Annotated in this window: 14 protein-coding genes; 7 read left to right on the plus strand and 7 right to left on the minus strand. The window is 41.0% G+C overall.

The genetic code is table 11. From position 1 onward, the window contains the following. The first annotated feature begins 6 nt into the window (after positions 1–6). The gene (locus AB6T38_RS08340; RefSeq protein ID WP_372546860.1) at positions 7–2,400 is read left to right on the plus strand and encodes a TonB-dependent receptor; all 2,394 of its coding nucleotides are present in this window, start codon (positions 7–9) and stop codon (positions 2,398–2,400) included. A gap of 37 nt (positions 2,401–2,437) precedes the next feature. Further along, entirely contained in the window at positions 2,438–3,814 is a 1,377-nt protein-coding gene (locus AB6T38_RS08345) for a 5-methyltetrahydrofolate--homocysteine methyltransferase (RefSeq protein WP_372546861.1), read from the plus strand. A 125-nt stretch (positions 3,815–3,939) separates the two neighbouring features. On the opposite strand, the gene AB6T38_RS08350 is transcribed toward AB6T38_RS08345, so the two are convergent. Next, positions 3,940–4,629 (minus strand): phosphatase PAP2 family protein, encoded by a 690-nt coding sequence (locus AB6T38_RS08350; protein ID WP_372546862.1) that lies wholly within the window; start codon positions 4,627–4,629, stop codon positions 3,940–3,942. A gap of 333 nt (positions 4,630–4,962) precedes the next feature. On the opposite strand from AB6T38_RS08350, the gene AB6T38_RS08355 reads away from it, so the two are divergent. Further along, entirely contained in the window at positions 4,963–6,477 is a 1,515-nt protein-coding gene (locus AB6T38_RS08355) for an acetyl-CoA hydrolase/transferase family protein (protein WP_372546863.1), read from the plus strand. Between the two features lie 181 nt (positions 6,478–6,658). On the opposite strand, the gene AB6T38_RS08360 is transcribed toward AB6T38_RS08355, so the two are convergent. The 4 genes from AB6T38_RS08360 to AB6T38_RS08375 form a co-directional block, all read right to left on the minus strand. Beyond that, a complete protein-coding gene (locus AB6T38_RS08360) occupies positions 6,659–8,122 on the minus strand; it encodes a carbon starvation protein A (RefSeq protein WP_372546864.1) in 1,464 nt (487 codons plus the stop codon). 212 nt (positions 8,123–8,334) lie between these two features. After that, positions 8,335–10,518, minus strand: coding sequence for a TonB-dependent receptor family protein (locus tag AB6T38_RS08365; protein ID WP_372546865.1), 2,184 nt, complete (start codon positions 10,516–10,518; stop codon positions 8,335–8,337). 256 nt (positions 10,519–10,774) lie between these two features. Next, complete coding sequence (locus AB6T38_RS08370) at positions 10,775–11,695, minus strand: glutaminase (RefSeq protein WP_372546866.1); 921 nt, start codon at positions 11,693–11,695, stop codon at positions 10,775–10,777. 45 nt (positions 11,696–11,740) lie between these two features. Beyond that, the gene (locus AB6T38_RS08375; protein WP_372546867.1) at positions 11,741–12,718 is read right to left on the minus strand and encodes an LLM class flavin-dependent oxidoreductase; all 978 of its coding nucleotides are present in this window, start codon (positions 12,716–12,718) and stop codon (positions 11,741–11,743) included. Between the two features lie 310 nt (positions 12,719–13,028). Between AB6T38_RS08375 and AB6T38_RS08380 the strand changes: the two genes are divergently transcribed. Then, the gene (locus AB6T38_RS08380) at positions 13,029–13,805 is read left to right on the plus strand and encodes a hypothetical protein (protein WP_372546868.1); all 777 of its coding nucleotides are present in this window, start codon (positions 13,029–13,031) and stop codon (positions 13,803–13,805) included. A gap of 144 nt (positions 13,806–13,949) precedes the next feature. Here AB6T38_RS08380 and AB6T38_RS08385 read toward each other — a convergent pair whose 3' ends face one another. Together AB6T38_RS08385 and aceE are read right to left on the minus strand one after the other, a co-directional pair. Then, on the minus strand, positions 13,950–15,239 hold the full coding sequence (locus tag AB6T38_RS08385; RefSeq protein ID WP_372546869.1) for a dihydrolipoamide acetyltransferase family protein: 1,290 nt from the start codon (positions 15,237–15,239) through the stop codon (positions 13,950–13,952). A 9-nt stretch (positions 15,240–15,248) separates the two neighbouring features. Continuing rightward, on the minus strand, positions 15,249–17,921 hold the full coding sequence (gene aceE / locus AB6T38_RS08390) for a pyruvate dehydrogenase (acetyl-transferring), homodimeric type (RefSeq protein ID WP_372546870.1): 2,673 nt from the start codon (positions 17,919–17,921) through the stop codon (positions 15,249–15,251). A gap of 123 nt (positions 17,922–18,044) precedes the next feature. Between aceE and AB6T38_RS08395 the strand changes: the two genes are divergently transcribed. The 3 genes from AB6T38_RS08395 (at position 18,045) to AB6T38_RS08405 (ending at position 20,801) form a co-directional block, all read left to right on the plus strand. Beyond that, positions 18,045–18,524, plus strand: a complete 480-nt coding sequence (locus tag AB6T38_RS08395; protein ID WP_372546871.1) for an Lrp/AsnC family transcriptional regulator — start codon at positions 18,045–18,047, stop codon at positions 18,522–18,524. 162 nt (positions 18,525–18,686) lie between these two features. Beyond that, positions 18,687–19,637, plus strand: a complete 951-nt coding sequence (locus tag AB6T38_RS08400) for a phytanoyl-CoA dioxygenase family protein (RefSeq protein ID WP_372546873.1) — start codon at positions 18,687–18,689, stop codon at positions 19,635–19,637. A gap of 252 nt (positions 19,638–19,889) precedes the next feature. Then, on the plus strand, positions 19,890–20,801 hold the full coding sequence (locus AB6T38_RS08405; RefSeq protein WP_372546874.1) for a LysR family transcriptional regulator: 912 nt from the start codon (positions 19,890–19,892) through the stop codon (positions 20,799–20,801). The last annotated feature ends 70 nt before the right edge of the window (positions 20,802–20,871 follow it).

Below are 20,871 nucleotides of genomic sequence, written 5' to 3' on the forward strand. Positions count from 1 at the left end.
GCTGGGATGTATAAAATATCACGAGTAGTGGCACTTGTTAGCGGGCTTATACCTGCTAGCTTAATGGCACAATCGATAGAGGGTGTAATTAAAAGTAGCGACGGTAATGCTGTTGCTGGTGCGCTTGTTACCGTTGAAGGGACTAGCGCTAAAACGGTCACAAATAGTGATGGAAGCTTTTTACTTAATGATTTAAGCGCTGGGTCGGCAGAGCTGCATATTTCAGCGTCTGGATATGCTCATCTTTATGAAGATATCGTATTGACTGAAGCTGGTGTGAAAAGCTTAGCATTAACCCTAATTCGCTCTCCAATTGAAGTTATCGACATTGCTGGTTCGCCAATTCATATGTCAGTGATGGAGTCAGCGTCTCCTGTAAGTGTTTTATCTGGGGAAAATTTACGTCGTCAACAAGCTTCAACCTTAGGTGACACCTTAGAAAAATTGCCTGGAGTACAAACTAACTTTCACGGCAACGTGGCGAGTACACCTATTATTCGTGGCCTTAGCGGACCCCGTGTATTAATAGCGCAAAATGGCTTAGACGTGAGTGATGTGTCTCGAGTTGGACCTGACCATTCGGTAGCAACGGAAGCATCTACTTCTCAACAAATTGAAGTGTTACGTGGTCCGGCAACGCTTTTTTATGGTAGCGGTGCAGTTGGTGGTGTGGTCAATGTCGTCGATGGACGTGTACCTACAGATAACACTACTCGAGGCGAATGGTTGCTAGAAACTAATTCCGCAGACGAAAAGCAGCTGGCTACGTTCAATGTCACTACTGGTTACGAATCTTTTGGTTTTTACGCTGATGGCTACTGGCGCGAATCTGAAGATTATGACGTACCTGTAGAAGCTGAGGTTGAAGAGGAGGAACATGATCATGAAGAAGAAAGTCATGATTATGTGGTTGAAAATAGTGCTGAGAAATCCAATGGTTTCACCTTAGGCGCTAGTTATTTGTTCGAAGAAGGCTATGTAGGTGTTGCAGTCGAGCAGTTTAATCGTGAATACGGTATCCCGGGTCACTCCCATGATGGTGATGTCAGCGTTTTCGCCGACTTAGAGCAAACTAGAGTGCAAGTGCTTAGTGAAATTTACGTTCAGTCACAATGGTTAAACAAGGTGAGTGTAAAAGGTGGTATTACTAACTATGAGCATGCTGAAATAGAAAGTGGTTCAGTTGGGACCTTGTTTGAAAATGATGGCCAAGAGTTAAAAGTTGATTTACTACATAACCCCTTTGCAGATTGGAACGGTGGTTTCAGTATACATTTTAAAAACAATGATATGTCCGCTGTTGGTGAAGAAGCCTTCTCTCCCCCTTCAGAGTCACAAACTCTTGCACTAGCAGCGATGGAAGAAAAGCATTTTGGTGACGTATTGTTGCAATTTGGTGCGCGTATTGAGCGTGTTACTATAGATGCAGATAACGTTTTATTGCCTGCTCTTGAAGCTCATGACCATGAGGAAGAGGCGGAAGACGACCATGATCATGACCACGGTGACGAAGAAACTGCCACGCGAGTGTTTGATGTTGCCCATAAATTCACTCCCGTTAGTTTGTCGGCTGGGTTAGTTTGGGACTTCGTACCAGGTTATAACTTTGGTATTTCAGTATCTCGCTCGGAACGTGCGCCTTCAGCGGCTGAACTTCTATCTTTTGGTCCACATATTGGAACTAATAGCTATGAAGTAGGTGCATTGTTCGCTTTAGATGGCGAAGAAATCGGTTTATCCAACCAAACCATTGATCTTGAAACAGCTAATAATATCGATCTAACCCTACGTAAAACTCAAGGCGATTTGGCTTTCGTATTTAACGCTTTCTACAACCAAGTTGATAATTACTACTATCAAACATCTACTGGGCTTTATGTTGAAAGTAGTCATGATCACGACCATGACCATGACCATGACGAAGGAGAAGAAGAAGAGCACTTTGACGAGCTACCTGTTTATATCTTTGCTGCTAATGATGTCGTCTTAAACGGCTTTGAATTGCAAGTAGCATGGCAAGCCACAGACACCTTTAAAGCAACAGTATTTTCTGACTTTGTTCGCGCTCGTTTAAAAGACGGTGGCAATTTACCTCGTACTTCTCCAATGCGTTTTGGAACACAACTCGCTTATATTGATGACAATCTAACTGCAAATTTAGATGTGACTCGCTATCAAAGCCAAGACCATGTTGCAGAAGATGAGACTAGCACCGACGGCTACACCATGTTGGATGTAAGTGTTTCCTATGATTTACCTATCTCAAGTCAAGACATTATGGTGTATCTAAAAGGCACTAACTTGACCGATACGGAAGCCCGAGTACACACCTCATTTATTAAAGATATAGCTCCACGCCCAGGACGCAGCTTTGCTGTGGGTGTAAGAGGCAACTTCTAATTTAGATTATCAATTATTACACATTAAGGAATTAACAATGATAAGCACTCGCAAACTTTCTTTCCTTGCAGCTTCAATCGGGGCTTTGATGCTTACTGGTTGTGGAGATGCAGAAACGACCATTCTCGAAAAAGAGTCGATTGAAGTGGATGATTCGATTGAAGATGATCATGATCACAGTGATGACCAATATCTAATTGAATCAATGGGCCGTTTGGCAGTATTAACTGCCGACAGCAGCGCCGCTATATACGACTTGGACGATGGTGACGAGTTGGACACGTTTTCGCTAACTTATGCATCTAGCACACTAACTTCATCAGCGGATTATCGATACGCAGTAATAGCAAGTCGCTCTGATGACTATGTAGGTTTTATAGATAGTGGTATGTGGCGTGAAGATCATGGTGAGCATTTGCATGACTATGAACAAGCTCCAGCAATGAGCGACTATGAAATTACCGGTAGTCTGCCAACCCATATTATAAAACACGATGGTCAAATGGCGATTTTCTTTGATGGAGATGCAGAATCAAATACACCGGCATCTGTAAAAGTTGCTACAGACACTGACATTAGCGGTGAAAATAGTGACCTGCCTACTTTGAATTACTCGGTAAACATGCACGGTGCCGTTGAACCGAAAGGTGAGTATTTACTGTCTACGTTTCGTCGCGACGATGCTGAAAGTACTTCTGTAGCTAAAGTTCTTCCTGACCAAGTGGCACTATATCATTTACACGACGGTGAGTATGAACAAGAGCTAGTGCTTGATGTACTTTGTCCTGATTTGCATGGCAGTGCTATCAATGAAAGTCACGCTGTATTTGGTTGTGGTGACGGGGTACTCACTGCCCATGAGCATGAAGGTGATTATGAAGCTGAAAAAATTACCAATATTGACGTATTGGACGGCTTGAGAATCGGTACTATTTACGGACACGAAGAAAATGATACTTTTATCGGCATAGCTGCTGGCCATAATGGTGGTGAGTCAATTTTAATTAAAATTGCCCCTGAAGACAGTGAAATGGAAGCCCTAGAGTGGCAACCAGAAAGTGATGCAAGCCCTGTAGCTTATGGTTTCTCTTACGAAGGCGACATGTTTTTGGTGTTAGATAGTCAAGGTTATTTGAATATTCTAAGTGCCCATGACCATGACGGCGAAACACATTGGGAACTTGAGCAAAGTTTCGATATTACCGATGAAGATGTTGCCAATATGCCAGAAGGAATGTCTTTTAGCATGGCTGTAGCGCAAAACGGTAATTACGTGTACGTATCTGACCCAATTGCAGAACATGTTTTGCAAATTGATTTAGAAACTATAGAGGTCGTAAGCGATATTGAGTTAGGTTTTGCCGCGGCCAGTATTTCTTGGTTAGGTATAGCTGAAGAAGCTCATGACCACTAGTCATTAGGGTTTTATAATATATGGCCATGGTGGACTTTTACGTCTAACCATGGCTTTTTTTGTCTTTCAGAGCTTGGATTTTCACAATAACTTATGCAGTTTATTGCGTTGTCGTTAACTAATTTCTAATCCGAAGAAAAGTGCCCATTCATACGCAGAAATCGGGCTACCACAAGGGTTAAAAGCGCCCAGCCAATTCCCATTAACCAGCCTGCTAACACATCAGTTGGCCAATGCACCCCAAGATACACTCTGCTCACACCAATGGAAAAAGTAAATAGAATTGCAATCATATAGAAATAGCTTTTTACCCTGCGACGAACGGGCAAGTGGGAGAGCATTCCTGCTAACGTAAAGTAAACTAACGCTGATAACATGGCGTGTCCGCTTGGAAAGCTACTGGTATAAACATAACTGCCATGGGGGACTAAGTCAGGTCGTGGACGCGTAATGCCATATTTCAATGAAAAGCTAACTATCATTCCAGAGGTAATCGCTAAGACCAATAAAGCCGCTATCTTAGGCTTGTTCTCAATAAGTAAAAATAAAGTCACGAATAAGGTAAAACTAGTCAGAATGGCCACTCCACCTAACGCGGTGATATCTCTCATCATCTCTTCTACCCATTTAGGGCCAATGGGATCTGATAGGTCATTGGTGTCACGAAAGGCAAGAATAATGCTTTGATCTATTTGTGGTGTTCCCCCTGTAACTGCAAACCCTGCTAATTCATAGAATATCCAAATAATCAGAGCAAATACGAACAGCAATATGAACTGCTTAATGTCAGATTTTTCCAAATCAAATTTTAGCATTTCAGACCTCCTTAACGTTTTTCTTTTTTTGATAAGTGGTTTTGGGGGAACCAACATCAACCTGATCAATATAAACTATCACGTTTACGTAATATTCACCTCATTAACACCATTGTAAAAATTGGAATGAAATTCCATTTCATGTACAAATTTAGCACGTCTTACTCGGCTATCTTTGTTTTCATTTAACTTGCTGTATTTATTAAGTTTAAATTGAATTTAAGACTAAAGTCGTAGATCCGTTTTGGTCTCAGACGAGTTAATTAGAGGCGTTTTATTGGTATTCTGATATACACATCAACCGATATACTTTACTGCAAGAGAGAACCAACAATGTCAGCAACTTCTAGAATTCTTTGTCCGACACTTAAAGAGCGTGTAATGAGTGCAGAACAAGCCGCTGAATTGATACCCGCAGGTGCTAATATCGGCATGAGTGGGTTTACAGGGGCAGGTTATCCAAAAGCAGTACCAAAGGCATTAGCCGAACGTATCAAACGGGTAAACGCAGAGGGAAATGACCCCTTTCGCATTAGTTTATGGACAGGCGCATCAACCGCTCCTGAGCTAGATGGGGTGTTAGCCGAAGTGGATGGTATTGAAATGAGATTACCATTCCAAAGTGACCCTATTTGCCGTAACAAAATTAATACCGGCACTATGGACTATGTGGACCTGCATCTTTCTGAGGTGTCACAATACGCATGGTCTGGCTTCTTAGGCAAAATGAATATTGCCCTTATTGAAGTGTCAGGAATACGTGAGGACGGTAAATTAATCCCTTCTTCTTCAATTGGTAATAATAAAACTTGGATCGAACAAGCGGATAAAATCATTCTGGAAGTGAATAGCAAACAGAATATTAAGCTTGAAGGTATGCACGATATTTATTACGGCACTGCATTACCACCAAATCGCAAACCTATTATGCTAACTGATCCTGCTGACCGTATTGGTGAGTTTTATTTTGAATGTCCTCCTGAGAAAGTCATTGCAGTGGTTGAAACCAATGCCGAAGATAGAAACTCACCATTCAAAGCACCTGATGCTGTTTCGCAAAAAATTGCTCAACATATTCTAGACTTCTTCGAGCGTGAAATTGAAGTAGGTCGTTTACCGAAAGAATTATTACCAATCCAATCTGGTGTGGGCAATATTCCTAATGCGGTACTTGAAGGTTTAGATGCAGGTCCATTTAAAAACCTGTCAGCTTTCACTGAAGTTATCCAAGATGGTATGTTAAAAATGTTGAAATCGGGCACCTTGGGTGTTGCTTCAGCAACGGCATTTTCATTGAGTCCAGAAGGGCTGAAAGAATTTGACGAAAACATTGATTTGTACCACGACAAAATTATTTTGCGCCAACAGGATATCAGTAACAATCCAGAATTGGCTCGCCGTCTAGGTATTATTGCCATGAACGGTATGATTGAAGCAGATATCTACGGTAACGTGAATTCGACCCATGTAATGGGAACTCGAATGATGAACGGTATCGGTGGTTCTGGTGATTTTGCCCGCAACGGTTATTTGTCTATTTTCGTATCACCTTCAATCGCAAAAGACGGCGCTATCTCTTCTATTGTGCCTATGGTATCCCATGTGGATCACACAGAGCATGATGTGAAAGTAATAGTAACTGAACATGGTTTGGCTGATTTACGTGGTTTATCTCCTCGTCAGCGAGCTAGAGAGATTATAAACAACTGTGCAGATCCGAGTTACCGCCCAGCGTTGCAAGACTATTATGAAAGAGCATTACATTCAGGCCGTGGCATGCACACACCACATTTACTTAGCGAAGCCCTTAGCTGGCATGAACGTTATGAAAACGAAGGTCACATGTAAACTGTCACTTTCTCGTTAACCTAAAAAAACCTCTTAATTGAGGTTTTTTATTTTTTAGCCGTAAATAAAATGTTTATGCAGGGCCTCAAGTAGGGGTGACCTCAGCAAGTCACTTGAGTGCTAAAATCCTTGCTTCGTTATTTTAACAGGGCAATCAATTTGTTTGTCATGCTTGCATCGATTAGACGGATGCTGCCTTGTGACTTTTATTTAGATATACCAAGAATATTAAGCCAAGAAGCACAACGGCTGCACCAATAGGTCGACCTAAGTCAGGAGAAAGGTTAAAACCAATTTCCGCGGTCATGATGTAGGAAATGGTGACCCCTGTAGCAATGACCGCAGGAATACTGGTGATCCAATGGAAAGTACCGCGGTCAAGCAAGTATTTTGTTGCCAACCACAATACGCTGGTGGATAACAGCATATTTGAGAACGCGAAATAACGCCAAATCACTGAGAAGTCCAACTTAGTCATAAAGTAGGCAATGGCTAAAATGGGCAACGCAAGTAATAAGCGATTCCGTATGCTCTGGGGGATATTAAATGCATCTACTATGGTCAGTCGTAACGAGCGAAATGCAGTATCGCCAGAGGTGATAGGGAATACGGCAACCGCTACAATTGCCATAATGCCGCCAAATAAGCCTAAGTAGCTATTGGCAATGTGGTTTACCACTAACCCCGGGCCACCAACATCTAGCATGGCTTTGAGTCCTGCATAGCCTTCTGGGAAAGCGGCGATGCCAGCCAATGCCCACACACAAGCTACTATGCCTTCACACATCATCGCGCCGTAATACACAGGTCTTACGTATTTTTCATTGGTTAAACAACGGGCCATAATTGGGGCTTGGGTTGAATGGAAACCACTGATTGCTCCACAGGTAATAGTCACAAACAACAATGGCCAGGTAGGTAAACCGTCCGGATTCGGTGCCAAAAAGTCGTGGGCATGGTCAGCTTCAAAATAAGCCATAAAATCACCCGCCATCGGTAGGTGTGGGGCATCAATGAGCAAGGCAATGGCAATCATGGTTGTCATTACGATCATTAATAATCCAAAGATGGGATAAAACTTGGTGATAATCTTATCAATAGGTAAAAGTGTTGCTAGGAAGTAGTAACCTAAAATGACCAGTACCCAGAAGGTATTGTTGGCCAAAAAGGTATCTTGGAACGCGTCGAGGTTACTCAATAGGCCTGCGGGGCTCATGATAAACACCACCCCAACAAAAAACAGTAGCATGGCGGTGAAGATAAGCATCAAAGCTTTAAAAATGATGTTGAAATAGTGCCCTGCTATTTCTGGTAAGCTTTTGCCGTCTTCTTTGATGCTCATGACACCCGAAAAGTAGTCGTGAACGGCACCACCTAATACATTACCTAATACAATCCAGACTAATGCCACTGGCCCATATAAAGCACCAAGAATAGGACCAAATATAGGTCCTACACCGGCAATATTCAAAAACTGAATTAAAAACGCACGGACAGGATGAACAGGGACATAGTCAACACCTTCACTAAAGCGTGTTTGAGGTGTGGCAACATTGGGGTCTATGCCAGCCTGTTTTTCAACAAATGGGCTATAAAATTTATAGCCCAGGACCAATATAGTAATACAGATAAAAAAGGTGAGCATTGCAGTGTATATCTCAGTTTAGGGACTTTCGAAAAAGAGCGCGGTAATCGCACTCCGCCTTTCATTTTATATAATGTATTGCGGGATAAAAATTGGCGTAAATAGTAACAAAGTCGGACTCAACAAAAAATGGAAAACATGGCTTATTAGTGGTTAAACCACAAAAAAGGGCTAACAAAGTTAGCCCTTTCAATAAAAAACTGGCAATACAACTAGAAGTTGTAAGTATAACCTAAGGTTGCAGACTGTGGCTTACCGGCGAATACTGAGCCGTGTACTCGCGTGGTCATATAGGTTTCGTCGAGTAAGTTATCTACTGTTAGGTATAGTTCAGAAGCGTCATTGATAAAGTAACGTGCTGATAAGTCAATAATGGTTCTCGCGTCAATTAACTCATTAAGCGGGATAACACCTTGCCCTGCTTTGGTACGCATCTTCGAAGTGTAACGCCCGGCTAATATTAGTTGCCAAGAGTTAGCTTGGACTCCAACAGAAAGATACAGTTGATCATCAGGCAAGTAAGTTAATGAATCCCCTTTTTGAACGTCATCCCAACTTTCAAAATCTGATGAGAAGTCTGAAGCAAATTCTGCATTAGTGTAGGTGTAAGCCAGTTTAACCGGAAAGCTTAGTTGGTTATTTTGTTTAAACTCATAACCTAAACTTAACTCTACACCGCTCACTTCCACTTCGCCTGCATTGTATTGGTTGCCTATATTGTCATCGTCACAACCTTGTGCAGCGGTACAGTTACCGTGCATGTTGCTGTAATCTCCAATAAATACAATTGCCTCAGAACTAAATGCATTTTGTTGATAGCGAAAGCCCGCTTCGTAATTCCAGCTTTCTTCTTCTTGCCCATCTGCATTACCTGGTGCTGCTGGGGAAAACCCTTTTTGCACACCTGCTAATACAATCAGAGATGGGTTAACCTGGTAGGTTGCCGATAGTGAAGGTAAAACAGAGCTAAAGCTGTTCTCGATATCGGTATCAGCAACCCCGTCCCGAGCTGGGTTGGATTTGCCCCAATCTAAACGATTAGTGGTGACATCCTCAAAACGAAGACCAAGGGTTACTGCAAAATTGTCTATAGTGAAACGGTCTTGAACGAACATTGCCCAAGCTTCCGCGCTATCAATCCGGTTTGAATCTGTGCCTGGTATGCCACTTGAGGTGCGAGTCATAATTTGGTTTGTATCTAATTGGTATGTATCAGCCCATTGATAACGATCCATCTCGTCTTCGTGATAGCGCACACCAAATGCAAGCTCATGATTATCAAGGTAGTAGTTAAGTTCCGTTTGAATGCCTTGTGATAAATAATCACGGTTATTGGCTTTAACATCGACTTCTATTGGCGCAGTGATTAAACCTTGGTCAAAATCAGCCGCGGTTTGAATGCCGCCACCACTCAAGCTGTCACCATCAATGTTGTAGGCTTTATACCAATTACGATGGAAATCGTTGTAATAAGCCGTGGTGCTAACTGTTGCATCTGGATTGAAGGCAATTATGTGATTCAACTGAATCTGTTTGTGTTCAGTATTCATCTGATCTTTTTGTGAGGCTGAATAACGCATAAAGGGGCTTGTTGCATAATCTTCATCCGTTAACCCCATATAGGTTTCGTTTGAGACTTCATCTGCATATTTCAGTTTAAGTTCAACAATTTGTTGATATTTAGCGGATTTGTCAGATTTAAAACGAATTTTTGCCATAACATCATTTTTAACAAAACCGGTGTCGCCCCCCACACCATTGATATCACGGAAGCCATCGGCTTGGTAACGATACACTTCGCCTACTGCGTCAACGCGTTCACCTTGACCACCTACATATCCATGTATTTTGCCAAAGCCATCTTGACCTTTAGCCACATCAATTTTACCCGCTAAAGCTTCCTCTGGAATTTCACGGGATAGCATATTGATGACACCACCAGTGGTGCGGGGGCCATACTTAACTGTAGAACTACCTTTTAATATCTCAACACTCTGCATACGACCGGATGTTGGAAAGTAATAAGCTGCGGGAGAAGCATAAGGAGCAGGAGCGGCCAATACACCGTCTTCCATAATCGTTATTTTTTCAGAGCGATTTTGGCCTGTGCCTCGCATACCCAAGTTAGGACGTAAACCATAACCATCTTCTTCTTGAATATATACACCTGGGACGGCTGCCAAAGTACGCATAATATCGGTGTACTTAAATTTTTCAATCTCAGCCTGGCTAATTAAATGAGCGCTACCAGGGACAGTATTTATTGGGTTTTTACTGCCAAAAATATGCATTTGTTCAACCTCTGTGTTTGTCGCATTATCATCTGCAACAACCCCAAATGTAATTAACAAAGCACTTGCTAGTAGGTTTAAACGCCAAGTGTTTGATTGATTCATTCTTTACTCCGATACTCTGGATATTTTTATGTAAATAGAAATTATTCTTATTTACATTGTAATTTTCGAGCATTTTACTCAAGAATTCGTTAAAAGCAATATAGATAATGAATTATTTAGAACTGAATATTTAGAAGATATACGGTATGAATGAGATGCAGGAAAATTGTCACGGCCTTAAGGTGCGATAGGGAAGCTTAGTCTACTCGTCAGAATGATGGCTAGTTGTTTGTGAAGCGGGTTATCTAGCCTAGGGTTATTTACCGAACACTGACCAACCAGTTTTATAGGCCAATAATTCCAATGCTTTTGTACCCAGTTTACTATTGCCGATGGCATCTAGTCCGGGTGACCATACGCCGATGGAGGCATTTCCTGGAGCGACAGCTAATATGCCTCCGCCTACGCCACTTTTGCCCGGTAGTCCGACTCTAAAGGCAAACTCACCAGAGCCATCATAATGACCGCAGGTAAGCATTAATGCATTGATTCGTTTTGCCCGTTGTGCAGAAACAACCGTATAGCCAGTTATTGGATTTACCCCATTGTTGGCTAAAAATAGCCCTGCTTTGGCAAGTTGTGTGCTGTTCATGGCAATTGAACAATGATGGAAGTAGGTACCCAAGACTTCCTCTACAGGGTTTTCGAAGTGACCAAATGAAGACATGAAATAGGCTAGGGAGGCGTTCCTTGCACCGGTTTCCAACTCAGATTTCGCCACTTTTTCATCAATCGCTATGCTGTCATCATCAGCGATATAACGCATAAATTGTATTATTTCGGCTAATACTTCTTTAGGTTGGTGACCTTGCATAATGAGGTCAGCAATTGTTATCGCCCCTGCATTAATAAAGGGGTTACGGGGTTTTCCTTGTTCGTGTTCAAGTTGCACTATGGAATTAAACGGGTCTCCCGAGGGTTCTCGACCGACTCTGTGCCAGATACTATCCCCCAACTTTCCCAGTGCCAAGGTTAGGGTAAAGACTTTCGATATACTTTGAATTGAAAATAATTTGGCGGCGCAGCCCGCCTGATAAATCTCACCATTGGTTAAGGCCACGCTAATGGCAAATTGATTTGGGTCGATTTTTGCCAATTGAGGAATATAGTGTGCTACCTCACCTTTATCCTCAAGGTTCATCATTTCTTCAGCAATTTCATCGACAATTTGTTGCAAAGCTATCTCCATCAATTTGAGCTTGGCATTAGTGTTGATATTGTTTTACATGCTATCTCGTAGTTCTGCCATTAATTTTACACTTTTTAGTCGGGCGGCAGGGTCATGTATGGGGAAGGACATGATCAATTCATTGATACCGGCTTTTTCAATAAAATCTGCCAATTTGGGTTTTATCGATTCTTTTGTGCCAACTAATGAATATTGTAAAACGTGTTCAACATTATACATGTCGGCAATGCTCCAATGGATTTTATCCACTGGTTTAGGGAAGGGAGTATTAGCGCTGGTGCGCATTTGCAGAAATTTTTGCTGCACCGAGGTATACAAATAATTTGCTTCTTCTTCCGTATCCGCTATTACCGCCATAACCCCTGCCATTGAATAAGGTTCTGGGTTTTCATCGGTTGCTTTGAAGTTCCCTCGGTAGCTGTCTAATGCCTGATGTAATTGATCTGGGGCAAAGTGGGATGCAAAAGCGTAGGGCAGTCCGAATTCTGCGGCCAGTTGGGCACTGTATAAACTAGAACCTAATAACCACAAAGGGATATTCGTATCTTGGCCAGGTACAGCCAGCACTGGTTGAGCTTGGGGACCTAAGTAACTTTGTAATTCACGGATATTTTGTGGGTACTGATCTGCCCCCGAGCCGCTTTGTCGACGCAGGGCCATTAACGTTTGCATGTCGGTGCCAGGAGCTCGCCCAAGGCCTAAATCAATACGATTACCGTAAAGTTCTGCCAAAGTTCCGAATTGCTCCGCGATAATTAAGGGGGCATGGTTGGGTAACATTACGCCGCCGCTACCAATGCGAATGTTTTTCGTGGCCGCGCCAATGTTTGCCAGCAATACCGCGGTAGCTGAACTAGCGACGCTTCTCATGCCGTGGTGCTCGGCTAACCAATAGCGTTTATAGTCATAGGCTTCTGCGGTAATGGCGGTTTCCCTAGCCATTTTTAACGCGTCAGAAACACTGCGACCTTCACCAATGGTCGCTAAATCTAATATGGAAATCGGAATCATAATACCTACCGAGTCATTGAATTGTAATAGGATTATTGCGGTGGATGTTTCAACTTACAAGGGGACACCCGCGATTATCAGTAAAGATCTCAGTGGTTGACTATAATATTCAGCATAGTCAAAATAAATAGAACCAAATTGTTATATATACTGTATATCACTATGGCTAACAGTAATTTTCAGGTGGGAATCGAGGATATTGTCGCGAGTTTCAAGTACTTTACATGGTTGACCCAGTTTTGAATGGTGATATTGTGTGTTTTTAAAGGGCTAACAGCCTGTCATCACATTAAATTATGAGAAGAGACTAATGAAAAAAGGATTAATCGTTTTTGCAATTATCATTTTGCTTATTGCAGGCGGTGCTTGGTATTTACTAAGTGGCGCAGGAGACTTCATTCGAGTACAAATGGAGCAACAAGGCTCTAAATATTTAGGTACACCAGTATCTGTTTTTAATGTGGATTTGGCACTTAGTGACGGTCGTTTGACCATCAGCGATATTGACGTTGAGAATCCAGATGGGTTCAGTGATGAAGATGCCTTTAGCGTCGAAAACATCACACTCGATTTAGGCGAAGTATTAAGCGAACCATATGTTGTTCAGACGGTTAGTATCAATGCTCCTGAAGTACTTTATGAAGTAGATGAAAGTGGTAAAGGAAACTTACTTGTTATTAAAGACAACCTAGCTGCTAATTTACCTAAATCTGAAAGCCAACCTTCTTCTGAGCCAGGTGCAAACCCGCTTATTATTGTTGAAAATGTGACTGTCAGTAACGTTCGTCTTAAACTCGATTTTGAAAAACTGTCTACCGGTGAGCTTGAAATCGAACAAAAAACTTACGAGATTACACTACCTACATTTAACGCTGGTCCCATCGGACAGCCAAACGGTATTCCGGCTGATCAAGCGGGTATGGCCATCGTCAATGCTATGTTAGATAACATTATTGACCAAGCGAAATCTGAAGCTAAGAAAAAGTTAGCAGAAGAAGCTAAAAAACTAGCAAAAGAAAAGCTAGACAAAGAAAAAGAAAAACTCAAAGAAAAAGCTAAAGATAAACTGAAAGGTTTGTTTAATTAGGAGCTGAGAACGTTTTTTGAAACGCTTTATAGAGGCTGGGTATGTTTCCAGCCTCGTTAAAAACGTATTTGCCAACAGAATCTAGGTTAGATATCAGCATTATTAAATAACCGTTACCCTCAACCTGAACGATTAGTTAATACGTTACACAAGTAACAACCGAATATCTTCGATTATATCTTTCAGATGCACTAAAAATCTAGCGCCTTCTGCACCATTAATTATACGATGATCAAAACCAAGTGTTACTTTCATTATGCGTCGTTTACATATTTGGTCGTTAATATATTTAGGTAATTCTTCACTAGCAGCAATACCTAAAATGGCAACTTGTGGCCAGTTAACGATAGGAAATATTGAGGTTAACCCAATTCCACCTAGGTTAGAAAGGGTGATACCTGCTCCTTGCATATCTTTTGCGAGCAATTTTCTGTCTATTGCTTTTTTACTTAGTGTTTTGAGTTCACTAGACAACTCATCTAACCCTTTTGAGTCTACAGATCTTAATGACGGAACGACTAAGCCTTGAGGAGTATCTACAGCAATACCTACGTCATAATATTGTTTATATATTAATTCGGAATTTTCCTCATCATAGATACTATTGAATTTGGGGAAAGAACGAAGCGCGGCCGCGAGCGCTTTTGCTAAAATCACCGTAATTGTTAGAGAGCCTCCTTTTTCCTTGTAGCTTTTACGCCAGTTTTCAAGGTCTGTAATATCGATATCTTGTTGCAGCCAAGCGTGTGGAATTTGTGACCAGGCGTAAGTCATATTTGCACTAGTTGCGAAGGTCATTTTAGATACCTTTTGACGTTCAATAGGGCCATAAGCCTCTACATCTGGCAATGGACGACGAACGGCTGAAGAACTATCGTTAACATTTGGCTGTCTTAAAATAATATTTTTAGCATGAAGTTTCACATCATCCGTGGAAATTCTTTTTGTGTTTGGTGCTTGCTTAATATCTTCGAGATTTATACCTAACTTCCTCGCTAGCCTTCTAGTACTTGGGCTTGCTGGCAAGGTATTTGTGTTAATTGCCTCCCTTGTTTGTTCATCGGAAGAAGATTGCAATTTGTTTTTATCTACTGACTTTTCTTCACTAGGGATGGCTAAAGTTACGTTAACGTCTTTTGTCGGTTCTTCTATTTTGGGTTCTTCTATTTTGAGTTCTTCTACTTTTGGTTCTAACGCTGTAATAGTCGCGAACTCAACCCCCTCTGATACTTCCTGATCAATATTGACTAGTATGGAGTCTACTGTGCCTGAATATGTTGAAGGTATTTCTACCGTTACTTTGTCAGTTTCAATTTCCAGTACAGTATCACCTTCTTGTATGACATCTCCGACCTCCATAAGAATACCGACAATCGTACCTTGAATATCATCTCCACTCTCACTTAAGTTAGGGATTATTAAATGGTTTTGCATGTCAGTCTCCTATGAACGAGTGCGAGGGTCACATTTGTTAAAATCTACATTTAACAATTCGGAATGCTGCTGATATTGTTCTTTGCTAATTCGCTCATCTTGGAGCAATGCTGAAATTGCTGCATGGGCAATATAGGTTGTACTGACCTCAAAGAAATCCCTGAGGTTTTCCCTTGATTCACTTAAGCCGTAACCATCTGTACCAAGTACTTCATATCTTCCTGGTATCCAACGACTAATGCTGCTGGCATAACTTTTCATATAATCAGTTGCGGCAATAAAGACACCCTTCTGGCCTTTAAATAATGTTTGTACGAAAGGCGTTTTAGCTTTCTCGGTAGGATGTAAACGATTCCAACGTTCTGCGGTTTCTCCGTCTCGTTGCAATTCGGTAAAGCTGGTAATACTCCAAATATTTACTCGATACCCCAACTTATCAAGTAGCGTATAAGCATCAATAGTTTGTTGCATAATTGAGCCACTAGATAACAGGTTGATCAACTCTCCTTTTTGTTTAGTCGATTTTTTAAAGAGGTAACCACCTTTCAATATATTCTCTGCAATACCTTTATCTTCCGGAAGTGCAGGCATCACATTATTCTCGTTATACACGGTTAGGTAATAAAATATATCTTGTTGTTCCGTATACATGCGTTGGATACCGTCACGGATGATGATGGCTAACTCGTAGCCGAATGCTGGATCATAACTCACCATATTGGGAACAGTTTGAGCTAAAATATGTGAGTGGCCATCTTGATGTTGTAGGCCTTCTCCATTTAATGTTGTGCGTCCGGCTGTTCCACCAATGAGGAATCCTCGACACATCATATCGCCACAGCTCCAGATCATATCGCCGACACGTTGAAAGCCGAAAATAGAATAAAACACATAAAAAGGAATCATTGGTAAATTATGTAACGCATATGCGCTACCCGCAGCCATAAAAGAGGCTATTGCGCCTGTTTCACAGATACCTTCTTGTAAAATCTGACCGTTTTTGGCTTCTCTATAAGGTGATAGAGTATCTGCATCAACGGGGGTGTAGTTTTGACCATCGTGAGAATAGATACCTGCAGCTTTAAACAAACCATCCATACCAAAGGTTCTTGCCTCATCAGGCACTATTGGTACTATATATTTACCAATTTCTTTCTCTTTGAGTAGTTTGGCTAATAGTCTGACGGTGACCATAGTGGTCGATAACTTTCTATCTCCTGACCCTTTTAATATATCGGCAAAAAATGCCAAGGGGGGTGTGGGAATAGATGGACAATTGACGTTTCTACTTGGCAAATAGCCGTTTAGATTTTGCCTATGTTCCTGTAAATAACGCATTTCGTCACTGTTTTCATTGGGGCGATAAAGTTCAGCTTTTGCTGCCGCTTCATCACTGATGGGGATTCCATATTTTCTGGCTAATGCTATGCGCTCTTCATGTTTCAGATCTTTTTTCTGATGAGCGGTATTTCGACCCTCTGCAGTAGGCCCCATTCCATCACCTTTTACGGTTTTAAATAAGATAACGGTAGGTTTATCTGTTTCTAACGAGGCTTGTTGAAAGGCTGCAAAAATCTTTTTAGGATCTTGACCACCGCGTTTTATTTGCTTGAGTTCTTGGTCGGTTAAAGAATTCATCATTTTTTCTAGTTCAGCATTACCTTCAACCCAGTGTTCACGCTGCACACCACCTGGCAGTATAGAGTAACGTTGGTAATCGCCATCTAAGCAAGCATCCATTCGTTTACGTAGTATGCCTTTGCTGTCTTGAGCAAGTAATACATCCCATCCTGATCCCCAAACTACTTTGATCACGTTCCAATCAGCACCTCTAAATGATCGTTCAAGTTCTTGGATTACTTTTCCATTCCCTCTCACTGGTCCATCTAAACGCTGTAAGTTGCAGTTAACGGTCAGCACTAAATTATTTAATTTTTCTCTGGAGGCGATATTAATGGTGCCAAGTACTTCCGGCTCATCTGCTTCACCATCACCAATAAAGCACCAATATTTTCCCCCTGTATCCGCTTTTAATCCTCGGTTAACTAAATATTTGGAGAAACGAGCATGGTAAATAGCCGCGGGAGTAGAGAGTCCCATTGAAGCATTTGGCATTTGCCAGAAAGAAGGCAAAGAACGTGGGTGAGGATATGAAGATAGTCCTCCACCTTCACCTAGTTCACGCCTGTAATTTGATAATTGCTGCGCTGTTAATCGGCCCTCAATAAATGCTCTAGCATATATACCCGGTGCTGCATGAGGCTGGGGCATGACAGTGTCACCGCCATAGGTGTTCGAACTAGCTTTAAAAAAGTGATTAAATCCAACTTCTAAAATGGTTGCAGCAGAGGCGTATGTTGCAATATGCCCTCCAACCCCTGTACCTTGATCTTGGGCTTGAAGTACTATTGCCATTGCATTCCAACGGATAATGTTTTCTATTTTCTTTTCTAGTTCAATATCACCCGGATAAACCGGTTGCTCAGACAATGGAATTGAGTTGATATAGGATGTATTTAAAGTTGCTTCATTAACAGAAATACCTTTACTAAGTGCATAGTCTTGCATGTCTCTTAGTAAATCTTTAACTGCATCATTACCAAAGTGATCACGAATGTAATCGATAGATTCTAGCCACTCTTTTCTATCTTCGACTAATAAATCGCTCAATATTTCTGTCATCACACTCTCTCCCATTAAATTCATAAATTCAGCTTTATTTGACGAAGCTACATTACATTCAAGTTCTAAACAATTGCATAATAAGGTATTATCTATCAATAAAATTCATATTCAGGGTTATATATGCCAAAAATAAAGCTGGATGAGCTAGATGTTCAACTCTTGGAGTGTATTCAAATAAATGGTCGTATTAGTAACGCAGAACTTGCTGATAAAGTAGGTTTATCGCCATCTCCCTGTTTAAGAAGAGTCAAAGCATTAGAAGATAGCGGTGTAATACAGCGCTATGTGGGTATCATTGATCCCACTAAGCTGGGTATGTGGACTAATGTTTTTTTGACCGTACGCCTTAAAACGCAAGGTCGCAGCGCACTAGAACAATTTGAATCTATTGTTAGTGGTTATGAAGAAGTGATGGAGTGTTTTTTAATGACCGGTTCATCAGATTATCTAATACGAGTGTTAGTCGCTGATATGGAGAGTTATGAAAAATTTCTGTTTGACAAAATAACGACGATACCGTGTGTCGGTAATATAGAGTCTAGTTTTTCTTTAAAACAAGTGATTTATCGCACTGAGATGCCAGTGGTGGCAACTAAGTAACATCAATTCTGTATAAATGCCAATTGTCTAATCTATTACGGTTAATTATCTCTGATATGCATATTATCTATTGATGATATATCAACACTCATTGGATCCTTTTTTTTAATCCATTTAGATTGTATTCATCGTCATTAGATTAAATCGAATAGAGGACTAATTATGGCTTTAAATACAGAACTACAGAACCCTATTACACAAGAAGATATAGACACCTATAACCGAGATGGCGTTGTATGCTTGCGTGGCGTATTAAATAGCGAATGGATCAAAACGCTTTTACCTATCGCGAAACGTTTGGTTATTGAAAAAGAAGATTTTGGCTTGTTACCTGCAATTCCAGGTCGTTATATGTCGCGCTGCATTCCAGAATTTCGCAAAATGGTATTCGAATCTCCCATTGCTGAAGCTTGTGGGAAAATATTGGAATCGAATGAAATACGATTTTTCTTTGATGAAATATTTGCGAAACCACCAAAATCAGATGCTAAAACTATTTGGCACACAGATCACATGGGGTGGCCGACAACCGGTGAAATGGTACCTTCTTTGTGGTTGCCAATAACACAAGTGAAAAAAGAAAACTGTTTAGAAATTATTGCCGGCTCTCACCATGAGAATGTACCTTATTGGTTGTTCTCACCTAACGCACGAAAAATGATTAAGCCAGACGACAGAATGCCTCATCCTGAATGTGAATCTCGTCGTAATGATGGTAAAACAAAGTTTTTAAGTTGGGACATGGACGCCGGTGATTTATTAATTGTTCACCCACGAGCGCTACATTATTCATCTGGTAATAGTGCAGATGATTGGCGAGTTGCTATCTCATTTAGAGCTTTCGGTGATGATATACGATGGGCTCCTAGACCAGATTGTGTAAACTTAGCAGGTGTTAGTTTTGATGAAATGATTGAAGGTGAAAAACCAATGGGTAGCCACTTTCCAGTTTTATGGTCGAAAAGCGGTGAAAAAGATTCGGATGAAAATTTCCCTCGAGGTTTTGCTACGACTTGGGCTAAAAGAGAAATGGAAGGTGTTAACGAATATGCCACTTTTAAAACCTTGAAAGGAAAAGAAAATCGAGGTGAATTAGGTAAGCCTAAAAAGTAGTTTGTGTCATTTTATAGTGTAGAAGATTTTAACCGTTGCGCGTTCGCTTAATTAACGTAAAGATAAGTATATGACTTTATTTTAAGTGTTTGTTTTTCCTATCTATTTAATCTTGAGGAGCAATTGAGTTAAAAAAATAGATTGTTTGCAGTTTTTAGAGCACAAAGTTATCTTACCTTTTATGGATGAGTGTGTTATAAAAAACGGGTAACGTTAAATCTTCTATATTAAAAGCGTGGGTCAAGTGTAGTTATGGAAATTCGTCAATTACGTTATTTAGTCGCAGCAATAGAGAAAGGAACACTGAGTGTTGCTGCAGACTCTGTGTTTATTACTCAGCCAGCACTAACTCGCAGCTTAAAAAATCTTGAGCATGAACTTGGTGTGGATTTATTAGAGCGCCTACCTCGAGGCGTTATTCCAACACCAGCTGGAGACTTATTATATCGTCATGCGCATTTAATTATCAATGAAGTCAAAAAGATTAAAGCAGATGTTCCTCTTGCCGCCGAAGGGGTTGTTGGTAATTTGAAGATTGGTGTTGGGGCGTTATTTGCTCAACATATCGTTGACGATGTTGTATGGCAACTTGCTACCACCCACGACAGTTTAAGTATGGGGATTACAGTTGGTTTTTTCGAGGGGTTAATTAACAAATTAGTAGAAGGAAACTTGGATGTCGTGTTTTCCAGTTTACCGTCAGTTAATGTACCTGAAGAATTAATCGTTGAGCCCCTTAGTGATTTGCATGTTAGTTTCGTTACTAATAAAGATCATCCGCTAGCCGAGAAAGACGTTTGTGATTCTAAAGATTTAGAAGCTGCTCGCTGGGTGATTGTAGATCAACCTCACGCAGCCGCAATGTTTACCCAATTTTTTGCGTCTCAAGGTATGGTTACTCCAGCAAGCCTTGTGCGTACAGACTCCCTTGAGCTGATCCACTCACTGCTAAAAAGAGGTGGTTTTGTTAGTGTGTTACCAAGGCACCTAATTCATGATTCCTCAGTAAATGACAATCTAGTTGAACTGAAAGTTAAAGGTCCACCTATTAGTCGTAAATTTGGACTAATTTATCGAGAAGATATTGCTGGTAGGCCTTTGTTAGCGCCCTTCTTCGAAGGAATACGCAGGGCATGCAAAGAAATTGAGGAAGGTTCATACTAACGGTTTGAACTTTATAGATGCTGCTATTTTTGGTCAGATTAGATCTTTGTCTGTTGCTTGAAATCTATGC

The organism is Aliiglaciecola sp. SL4 (genome assembly GCF_041538045.1).
Lineage (GTDB): Bacteria > Pseudomonadota > Gammaproteobacteria > Enterobacterales > Alteromonadaceae > Aliiglaciecola.

Coding starts and splice junctions, on each gene's coding strand:
- AB6T38_RS08340 (WP_372546860.1), top strand. CDS start 7: ATGTATAAAATATCACGAGTAGTGGCACTTGTTAGCGGGCTTATACCT.
- AB6T38_RS08345 (WP_372546861.1), top strand. CDS start 2,438: ATGATAAGCACTCGCAAACTTTCTTTCCTTGCAGCTTCAATCGGGGCT.
- AB6T38_RS08350 (WP_372546862.1), bottom strand. CDS start 4,629: ATGCTAAAATTTGATTTGGAAAAATCTGACATTAAGCAGTTCATATTG.
- AB6T38_RS08355 (WP_372546863.1), top strand. CDS start 4,963: ATGTCAGCAACTTCTAGAATTCTTTGTCCGACACTTAAAGAGCGTGTA.
- AB6T38_RS08360 (WP_372546864.1), bottom strand. CDS start 8,122: ATGCTCACCTTTTTTATCTGTATTACTATATTGGTCCTGGGCTATAAA.
- AB6T38_RS08365 (WP_372546865.1), bottom strand. CDS start 10,518: ATGAATCAATCAAACACTTGGCGTTTAAACCTACTAGCAAGTGCTTTG.
- AB6T38_RS08375 (WP_372546867.1), bottom strand. CDS start 12,718: ATGATTCCGATTTCCATATTAGATTTAGCGACCATTGGTGAAGGTCGC.
- AB6T38_RS08380 (WP_372546868.1), top strand. CDS start 13,029: ATGAAAAAAGGATTAATCGTTTTTGCAATTATCATTTTGCTTATTGCA.
- AB6T38_RS08385 (WP_372546869.1), bottom strand. CDS start 15,239: ATGCAAAACCATTTAATAATCCCTAACTTAAGTGAGAGTGGAGATGAT.
- aceE (WP_372546870.1), bottom strand. CDS start 17,921: ATGACAGAAATATTGAGCGATTTATTAGTCGAAGATAGAAAAGAGTGG.
- AB6T38_RS08395 (WP_372546871.1), top strand. CDS start 18,045: ATGCCAAAAATAAAGCTGGATGAGCTAGATGTTCAACTCTTGGAGTGT.
- AB6T38_RS08400 (WP_372546873.1), top strand. CDS start 18,687: ATGGCTTTAAATACAGAACTACAGAACCCTATTACACAAGAAGATATA.
- AB6T38_RS08405 (WP_372546874.1), top strand. CDS start 19,890: ATGGAAATTCGTCAATTACGTTATTTAGTCGCAGCAATAGAGAAAGGA.